Consider the following 6,954-nt stretch of genomic DNA (forward strand, 5'->3'; position numbering starts at 1 on the left):
GCTACTGGATCACCACCTTGACGACGCCGGTGAGGGCGATCTGGGCGAGGGACAGGGGGACGAGGAGGGTCCAGGAGAGCTTCTGCAGCTGGTCCTCGCGCAGTCGTGGGTAGGTGACGCGGAGCCAGATGACGACGAAGGCGAGGACGGCGGTCTTCAGCAGGGTCCAGATCCAGCCGAGGCCGTCGGCGCCCCAGGGCCCGTGCCAGCCGCCGAGGAAGAGGACGGTGGTCAGGCCGCACAGGACGACGATCCCGGCGTACTCGGCGAGGAGGAACAGGGCGAAGCGGAGGCCGGTGTACTCGGTGTAGGCGCCGAAGATGATCTCCGAGTCGGCGACGGGCATGTCGAAGGGCGGGCGCTGGAGTTCGGCGAGGCCGGCGACGAAGAAGACGATCGCGCCGACGATCTGCCAGGGCAGCCACCACCACTCGAAGGCGTCGACGATGCCGACGAGGGAGACCGTGCCGGCCGCCATCGCCACCGAGGCGGCCGTCAGCAGCATCGGGAGTTCGTAGGCGAGAAGCTGGGCGGCGGTGCGGAGGCCGCCGAGGAGGGAGAACTTGTTCGCGGAGGCCCAGCCGGCCATGAGGGAGCCGAGGACGCCGACGCCCATCACGGCGAGGACGAAGAAGATGCCCGCGTCGATGACTTCGCCGACGGCGCCCTCGCCGGGGCCGATGGGGATGGCGAGGAGGACGAGGAGGTACGGGAGGAGGGCGACCGCGGGGGCGAGCTGGAAGATACGGCGGTCCGCGCCGGCCGGGACGACGTCTTCCTTCTGGGCGAACTTGACGCCGTCGGCGACGAGCTGGGCCCAGCCGTGGAAGCCGCCGGCGTACATGGGGCCGAGGCGGCCCTGCATGTGGGCCATCACCTTGTGTTCCGTCTGACCGATGATCAGGGGGAAGGTGAGGAAGACGACGAAGACGAGCAGGAGTCGCAGGGCGACGTCGAGGGCGTCGTTCACCGCGGGCCTCCTGCGGGGGGTTCGGGCGTGGTGGGCGGTTCGGGGGTGGGCGGTTCGTCGGGGGTGTCGGCGGCGGGCGCGGTGCCCTCGTTCTTGAGGGTGCCGCCGTCGGGCGCGGTGCCCTCGTTCTCGGGGGTACCGCCGTCGGGAGTGCCGGGTGACTCGTCGGAAGTGGCGGGTGCGTCGGGCTGCTCCGCCGCCGGTTGCGGCTCCGGCGCGCGTGCGGCCTCCGGCTTGGGCGCGGGTTCGGCCTCCGGCGCGGGCGTGGGTTCGGCCTCCGGCGCGGACCCGGACCTGACCTCTGGCTCGAGCTGAGGCGCGGGTTCGGCCTCTGGCTGCGGCGCAGGCGTAGGCCTGGCCTCCGGCTCGGGCGCCAGTTCGGCCTCCGGCTTGGGCTTGGGCTTGGGTTGGGGCTCGGGCACGGGCTGGGGCTTGGCCATCGGTTCGGGCGAGGGTTCGGCCTCCGGCTTCGGCGCAGGCGCGGGCTTGGCCTCGGGCTCGGGCCTGGGCTCCGCATCAAGGCCGGCCTCAGGCGCCGGCTTCTGCTCCGGCACGGGGTCCGGCTTCGGCTCCGGCCCCGACTTCGGCTCCGACACCGGCCCCGGCTCCGGCTCCGGCTCCGACCCCTCGAAGGCCGGGCGGGCGTGGTGCCAGGGGGCGTCGGTGCTGCGGGGGGTGGGCCGCGCGGGGCGGCTCCCCGCCGGGGGCTCGCCGGTGTCGGGGGTCTCGGTCGACGGCGTGCGCTGACTCGCCGACCCGCCGGAGGCGGTACGGGCACGGCGCGGCGTCGCGGGAGCGGGCGCCGGCTCCGACGCGGCGGGCGGCTGGCTCGCGGAGCCCTGGGCCGCCGTGCGGGTGCGGCGCGGGGGCGTCGATGGGGCCGGTGCGGCCGGGGGGCCCGGCGTTTCCGGGGGCGACGCGGCGGGCGGCTGGCTCGCGGAGCCCTGGGCCGCCGTGCGGGTGCGGCGTACGGGGCGGTCGGCTGCGGCTCGGGCGGGGCGTTCGCCGGGGGTGCGGGTGGGACGGGCGGGGGCCGGGGGGAGCTGGCCCTTGAGCGGGCCCCACTCGTTGGGGTCGGGCACACCGGGCGGGAGCATCTGGCGGCGCTTGGGGCCGCCGTGCTCGGACTCGCCGGGTTCCTTGGCGCCGGGCCAGGCCTTGGCGACGCGGGCGGCCAGGACGAAGTCCTTGCGCAGCGGGTGGCCCTCGAAGTTCTCGGGGAGGAGGAGGTGGTCCAGGCCGGGGTGGCCCTCGAAACGGACGCCGAACATCTCGTGGGTCTCGCGTTCGTGCCAGGCGGCACCGGCGTAGACGTCCACGGCGGTGGGCAGCACCGGGGACTCGTGCGGGACCGTGGTGCGCACGAGGAGGCGGCGGACCGGGGCCAGGGCCACGACGTGGGCCGAGACCCGGAAGCCGGTGCCGGGCTCGTCGACGGCGCTCAGCCAGTCGAAGTAGGTGCAGCCCAGGGTGGTGCGGGCGGTGCGCAGGGCCTCGGTCCAGGAGGCGGAGGGGACGTCCACGCTGAGGACGTCATAGGACTCCTCGGCGGTGGCGTCCGCGCCGAAGAGTTCCTCGACGGGGGCGGGGAGCCAGCCGGTCACCGGTCCCCCTCCCCGGTGGAGCTGTCGGTCGTGCCGGTGGTGGCCGGCGGGGCCGGGGGCTTCACCAGGTCGCTCTGGAGGGCCGCCGGTGACGGGCGGGCCGGCGCCGGGGTCGGGGCATCGGCGGACGCGGTGGCCGCGGTGGCCGTTCCGTTGCCGTACCGCTCCCCGAGGGACTCCCTGGCGATCTTCTCCTGGAGTTTCAGGATGCCCTGGAGGAGGGCCTCGGGGCGGGGCGGGCAGCCGGGGACGTAGACGTCGACGGGGATGATCTGGTCGACGCCCTTGGTCACCGAGTAGGAGTCCCAGTAGGGGCCGCCGCAGTTGGAGCAGGCGCCGAAGGAGATGACGTACTTCGGTTCCGGCATCTGCTCGTAGAGACGCTTGACGGCCGGGGCCATCTTGTCCGTGACCGTGCCGGACACGACCATCAGGTCGGCCTGGCGGGGGCCCGGCGCGAAGGGGATGACGCCGAGCCGGATGAAGTCGTGGCGGGCCATCGACGCGGCGATGAACTCGATCGCGCAGCAGGCCAGGCCGAAGTTGAAGACCCAGAGCGAGTAACGACGGCCCCAGTTGAGGATCACCTTCATCGGCTCGGGGGCGAGGCGGGCGAGGGCGCCCAGCCGCTTCGGCTCCGGGAGCGGCACGGGCTGCGGGGCAGGCGGGGTGGCAGGCCGCTGAGCGGACTGCGCGGCGGTCACTTCTGGCGTCACGTCCATGCCAGGACGCCCTTCTTGTATGCGTAGAGCAGGCCGACGGCGAGGAAGGCGAGGAAGACGAACATCTCCACCAGCGTGGTCGCGCCGTAGCCGTCGTCGGCGAAGACGGTCGCCCAGGGGAAGAGGAAGATCGAGTCGATGGCGAAGATGACGTAGAGGAAGGCGTACACGTAGTAGCGGACCTGGGTGTGGGCCCAGTGCTCGCCGACGGGGTCGACGCCGCACTCGTACGTCAGGAGCTTCTCCCGGGTGGGCACCTCGGGGCGCAGCAGGCGTCCCGCGCCGAAGGCGATGGCCACGAAGAGCACGCCCACGGCGGCGAGCAGTCCGACCACCGAGTAGGACTGGAAGTAGTCCGCCGCCACGAAGTGCTCCGCCGCGACGGCGACGGTCGGTTCCGGCACGTCCGCCCCTCGTTCCCTCACCTGGCGACCTGTACGTACGCGCTCCGTACGCCATACATACGCCGCTGTTCGACGATCTGTACGCACGGGAGTCTAGGCCCTGCTAAAGAGACCGTAAGCAGCCCGTCACAGCTCGGCATGCGCAGGGCCGTGACCTGGGGGTCCGTGCGCCGGGCGGTGGCGGCGGCCCGCGCGGGGCGAAGGGGGCGACCGGGCCGGGGAGATGGGGCGGCCGGGCGGGACGGCAGGGCAGCCGCGCAGGGCGGTGGGGCAGCCGCGCAGGGCGGTGGGGGCGGTGCCTCCGGCGGCGGGTGGGGTTTTCCCCAGGGGGGGCCGGGCGGTTCGCCTCATGGCGCCGGCCGGGCGCGGGCGGGCAGGCTGTGGCCATGACCGAGCCCCTTTCTCCCTCGACCGGCCGTGGACGGCCGTCCGGGCGCCCGTTGCCCTCCAGCCGCACGCCCTCCGAACCGTTGCCGCCGGCGCGTCTCGCGTTCGAGGTGCACACGTGGAAGGAGATCGCGCATCTGCTGACGAATCTCCCGCTGGCGCTGATCGGGTTCACCTTCGTGACGACCGTGCTGTTCACGAGCGCCTTCCTGACGCTGACGGTGATCGGTTTCCCGCTGCTCGCGGCGGCGCTGCTGGGGGCGCGGCAGCTGGGCAAGCTGGAGCGGATACGGGCACGGGCGCTGCTCGGGGTGCGGGTGGACGAGCCGAGTCCGCTGCCCTTGCGGGGCGGCGCGGACGGGTTCGTCGCGCAGGTGTGGATGAGTGTGAAGGACCCGGTCGGCTGGCGCTCGATGCTGTACGAGCTGATCCGGATGCCGTGGGGGATCGCGACGTTCACGATCACTCTCACGGGGTTGTTCGTGGCGTGGCCGGTATTGCCGTACATCGTGCGGGGGCTGGCGAACGCGGACCGGGTGATGGTGCGGGCGCTGCTGTCGCCGTCGGACGAGCTGGAGCGGCGGATCGCGGAGCTGGAGTCGGACCGGGGTGTCGTGGTGGACACGGCAGCGGCGGACCTACGGCGGATCGAGCGGGATCTGCACGACGGGGCGCAGGCCCGTCTGGTGAATCTGGCGATGGGGCTCGGGCTGGCGAAGGAGAAGCTGCTGGAGGGCCAGGCCGACGACGCCGTGGCCTCGATGGTGGCGGAGGCGCACGGCGAGGTGAAGCTGGCGCTTCAGGAGCTGCGGGACCTGGCGCGGGGCATCCATCCGGCGGTGCTGACGGACCGGGGGCTGGACGCGGCGCTGTCGGCGGTGGCCTCGCGGTGCACCGCTCCGGTGAAGGTGACGGTCGATCTCGCGGCGCGGCCCGCGGCGGCGATCGAGGGGATCGCGTACTTCACCGTCTCGGAGTTGCTCCAGAACGTCAGCAAGCACAGTGGGGCGAGGTCCGCGGCCGTGGACGTGTGGCGGTCCGACGACCGGCTGCTGATCCAGGTGTGGGACGACGGGCGCGGCGGCGCGAGCGTCGACGGCGGCACGGGGATCGCCGGTCTCGCGGAGCGGCTCGGCGCGGTGGACGGCCTCTTCGTGATCGATTCACCGGTGGGCGGGCCCACGACGATCACGGCGGAGCTGCCCTGGCGGGGGCGGTAGGCGGGGTGGGGAAAACCCCCGGAACCGGACGCCGACGGGCCGGATGGTCCGGGAGACCGGGGGCGCGGAGGGTGGGAGTACGCCAGGTCGGGCGCGCTCCGGTCGGAGTGTGGGTGAGGAGGAGTGGCGGCTATGGAATCCGCGTATGGGCAGGGGTACGGCGGCTGGGACGACGCGGCCGGGGCGGACCGGCGGCATCGGGTGCCGGCCGGGCTGCGGGCGCCGTTCGAGGGGCGCAGCTGGCGGGAGCTGGGCTATGTGCTGCTGGGCCTCCCGATCGGGGTGCTGATGTTCACGTACGCGGTGACGATGCTGTCGCTGGGGGTGGGCCTGCTGATCACGTTCCTCGGGGTGCCGGTGCTGGCAGCGGGGCTCGCCGGGTGCCGAGGGCTCGGGGCGCTGGAGCGGGCGCGGGCGCGGGCGCTGCTCGGGGTGGAGGTGGCCGCGCCGGAGCCGTTGCGGACGCGCAAGCGCGGGGCGCTGGCGTGGATGGGAGCCGTCCTGCGCAGCGGGTCGTCGTGGCGGCAGTTGCTCTACGCCGTCGCGCAGTTCCCGTGGTCGGTGTTCTCCTTCGTCGTCGCCTTGGCCTTCTGGGCGTACGGGTGGGCGATGCTCACGTATCCGCTGTGGTTCTGGGTCTTTCCGATGTGGGTCGGGCAGGACGGCGTGCAGCTGTACGGGGACGAGGGGCACGCCGTGTACCTCGACAACCCGTTCGAGGTGACCGTGACGGCGCTGGTGGGTCTGCTGTTCACGATGGCCACGCCGTGGATCGTGCGGGGGCTGACGATGGTGGACCGGGTGATGGTGGGCGCGCTGCTCGGGCCGTCCCGGCTGGGGGCGCGGGTGGTGGAGCTGGAGTCGGACCGGGGGGTCGTGGTGGACACGGCCGCCGCCGATCTGCGGCGCATCGAGCGGGACCTGCACGACGGGGCGCAGGCCCGGCTGGTCGCGCTGGCCGTGGATCTGGGCGTGGCGAAGGAGAAGCTGAGCGAGGATCCGCAGGCGGCGGCACGGCTGGTGGACTCGGCGCACGGCGAGGTGAAGACGGCACTGCAGGAGCTGCGGGACCTGGCGCGGGGGATCCATCCGGCGGTGCTGACCGGCCGGGGGCTGGACGCGGCGCTGTCGGCGGTCGCCGCGCGGTGCGTGGTACCGGTGGTGGTGGATGTGGACCTGCCCGCGCGTCCGGTGCCGGCGATCGAGGGGATCGTCTACTTCACGGTGTCCGAGCTGCTGCAGAACGTCAGCAAGCACGCGGGGGCTTCTCGGGCCGTGGTCGATGTGTGGAAGGTCGAGGGGCGGCTGATGCTGCAGGTCCTCGATGACGGGATGGGCGGTGCCGAGGTCGGGGCCGGGTCCGGGCTCGCCGGGCTGGCCGAGCGGCTGGGGGCCCTCGACGGGGTGCTCGTCGTGGATTCACCGGCCGGCGGACCCACCCGGGTGACCGCGGAGCTGCCCTGGCGGGCGTGATCCCCGGGGCCCCGGCCGCGGGGGCATGACGCTCGGCGGCGGGGGCGGGACCACCAAGGGCGCGTCCGGAGCTGGCAGCTCCTGACGCGCCTCTTCTTTTCGCCGCGGCGGTAACCGGCCAAAAGGCGGAGGGGTTTCCCCGCACAGACCCGAAGAACACACACCTTCCCCCCA

At 73.6% G+C, this 6,954-nt stretch carries 6 protein-coding genes; 2 read left to right on the top strand and 4 right to left on the bottom strand.

From position 1 onward, the window contains the following. Nucleotide 1: 1 nt before the first annotated feature. Genes ACZ43N_RS24865 through ACZ43N_RS24880 form a run of 4 tightly spaced genes read right to left on the bottom strand, consistent with a single transcriptional unit; the run spans nt 2 to nt 3,700 of the window. Nucleotides 2–970 carry a complex I subunit 1/NuoH family protein gene (locus tag ACZ43N_RS24865; RefSeq protein WP_468100449.1) on the bottom strand — a complete coding sequence of 323 codons (969 nt, stop codon included), beginning with the start codon at nt 968–970 and terminating at the stop codon, nt 2–4. Beyond that, nucleotides 967–2,574, bottom strand: a complete 1,608-nt coding sequence (locus ACZ43N_RS24870; protein WP_468100450.1) for an NADH-quinone oxidoreductase subunit C — start codon at nt 2,572–2,574, stop codon at nt 967–969. The genes ACZ43N_RS24865 and ACZ43N_RS24870 overlap by 4 nt, the downstream gene beginning before the upstream one ends. Further along, nucleotides 2,571–3,296, bottom strand: coding sequence for an NADH-quinone oxidoreductase subunit B (locus ACZ43N_RS24875; RefSeq protein WP_468100452.1), 726 nt, complete (start codon nt 3,294–3,296; stop codon nt 2,571–2,573). The genes ACZ43N_RS24870 and ACZ43N_RS24875 overlap by 4 nt, the downstream gene beginning before the upstream one ends. Next, nucleotides 3,287–3,700 carry an NADH-quinone oxidoreductase subunit A gene (locus ACZ43N_RS24880; RefSeq protein WP_468100454.1) on the bottom strand — a complete coding sequence of 138 codons (414 nt, stop codon included), beginning with the start codon at nt 3,698–3,700 and terminating at the stop codon, nt 3,287–3,289. The genes ACZ43N_RS24875 and ACZ43N_RS24880 overlap by 10 nt, the downstream gene beginning before the upstream one ends. Before the next feature lie 386 nt (nt 3,701–4,086). Here ACZ43N_RS24880 and ACZ43N_RS24885 point away from each other — a divergent pair, with 386 nt between their 5' ends. Continuing rightward, nucleotides 4,087–5,307 (top strand): sensor histidine kinase, encoded by a 1,221-nt coding sequence (locus ACZ43N_RS24885; RefSeq protein ID WP_468100455.1) that lies wholly within the window; start codon nt 4,087–4,089, stop codon nt 5,305–5,307. 132 nt (nt 5,308–5,439) lie between these two features. Beyond that, on the top strand, nt 5,440–6,780 hold the full coding sequence (locus ACZ43N_RS24890) for a sensor histidine kinase (protein ID WP_468100456.1): 1,341 nt from the start codon (nt 5,440–5,442) through the stop codon (nt 6,778–6,780). The last annotated feature ends 174 nt before the right edge of the window (nt 6,781–6,954 follow it).

Source organism: Streptomyces sp. NPDC030814 (assembly GCF_055572155.1).